2 protein-coding genes are annotated in these 1821 nt (G+C 39.8%); one reads left to right on the forward strand and one right to left on the reverse strand.

The window, feature by feature from the left end; all coding sequences use genetic code 11:
* Positions 1-154 precede the first annotated feature (154 nt).
* On the reverse strand, positions 155-1354 hold the full coding sequence (locus ACED46_RS21815; RefSeq protein WP_371722445.1) for a J domain-containing protein: 1200 nt from the start codon (positions 1352-1354) through the stop codon (positions 155-157).
* Positions 1355-1616: 262 nt separating this feature from the next.
* Between ACED46_RS21815 and ACED46_RS21820 the strand changes: the two genes are divergently transcribed.
* Positions 1617-1821: hypothetical protein (locus tag ACED46_RS21820; RefSeq protein WP_371722444.1), on the forward strand; the 205-nt coding region annotated here is incomplete at its 3' end.

Raw genomic sequence — 1821 nt, forward strand, 5'->3', positions numbered from 1 at the left:
AACGCACGCCCTCTGAATTGAGTAGAGTATTTAATCTAAGTGATTTTGGGGCAGAGATTAGCCAGGCAGAGAATCGCTAAGGTTCCAACCTGCATAAAAAATGCGTTGAAACCTTAGTTTCTATGAAACACCAACTAGATTGAAAATAAACAAACTAAAACCAATCATCCTCAAAGGAAAATAACTCGGATGGATCCATGTTTAAAAGCTGATTTTCAAAGCGCGATGCTTTAACTCTCTCCTTTAAATGCACCTGCAACTGCTTAACAGTTTTTACATCTTGGCATTTTTCATGTAACTCTATCGTTTCTCTTTCTAACGTAGCCCGATACTGTCTTAGGCCTTTTTCGCGTCTGGCCTTGTTACCACCACCAAACTTTTGCCAAATAATACTTTTTAGATCATGACCATGTTGGAGCTCTTGATACGCCATATTCAAATGCCTAAGTTTTTCTTCGAGCGTCGCTTGTAAACGCTCAATCATTTCACTATCCATTATCATCTCGTGATCTGGTAAGTATTGCTGAGCCATTAACAATAACGCTACGACATCTTTATCTTTCTTCGCCTGTGATAACTGCTGCATTAAAGCGCTTTTTTCAATCTTCTTTTTCTCGTCCGTTTCTCTATCTGGATGCAACTGCTTTGCCAGCTGGCGATAAAGTTTTGTCATTTGCTTATCACTGTAAAGCGCTTGACTGTTTTCGTTATAAGGCGACTTAGAGTTAACTGGCTCATTGTCCTGAGAAAAAAAGTTATCAGCTCCCCAATCAATATCATCGCCCGCTTCTGACGGCTCCTTTTCGATTTTTTCAGCCATCAGTGCTTGTAGATAGTCGTGAAACTTACGAGGATCCTCAACCATTTCCAACAGCTGTTCATTACTGATGTTGATATCATCACCGAGCATCATAGAAATCTCTTCACGAAGCTCATTGAGCTGCTCTTCAGTCATCGAATCTGTAGCGGGTTGATTGGTAACATCGGACATCAACGCTTCATCAAAGGCTTGGCGCAGTTCATCGGTATTGATCGGGTTAAATGGGTTGGCCTCTAAAACGCTCAATTCTTCTAGTATCCAATCATACAGCGCATCACGTTGTGCACCTTTAATCGTTTTACGTTGAGTAAAGGAAATTAAATGATGAATCCACTTTTCTGTCGCTAAACAAACCGCTTGCTCTTGTGGTTCAGCATACGTTTTAAATTCGAGATGAAAACTGTCTAACTTGGCTTGATATCGCTCGTTACGACGTTGTTTTTTTTCGACCTCCTCCCACAGTTGATTGAGTTTGCTCTTCTTCTTTTTCGAAGCAGGGAGGGTTGTTAAGGAAGATATGGTCACAGCATTCATAGTCATAAAATATTTAAGAGTGTTGGTAGCAGTCTACCTTTAACAAATCGAAATAAGTAGTGTGTAGGGTTTTCAACTAACATTATGATGGCTTAACTGCTCTCTGACACTTTAATTAAGCCCTCCCCCATAGAAATGAATAAAGACGATCAATTGAAAATAGGTCAATTAAACACCATGTAAAAGATTCTGTACCTAAACTTGACTCATAATAACCAAAAATAAAGGCAGCTCCATTCCCAATAAATGCAATCTAGTCTCATTGCAAGACTTAGCCCGCTGGAATCAAGATAAGCGAATAGGGCGACGTACAAAACACAATGAAGAGAATATTGTCAATCAACAGTATCGCGTACCATTGAGCCGTCTAGAGCAAGCTCTAGTGGATTACGCATCTGGTCAGTTTCGATTTAAAAAAGAAGTCGCTAAAAAGTACAAAATGTCAGCACAAACCTTGGTTCATCATG

This window comes from Vibrio sp. 1S139, assembly GCF_041439475.1.
GTDB lineage: Bacteria > Pseudomonadota > Gammaproteobacteria > Enterobacterales > Vibrionaceae > Vibrio > Vibrio crassostreae_C.

What these genes read in the sequence shown, in the direction of transcription:
- ACED46_RS21815 (WP_371722445.1), bottom strand. Translation starts at nt 1,354, where the DNA reads ATGAATGCTGTGACCATATCTTCCTTAACAACCCTCCCTGCTTCGAAA.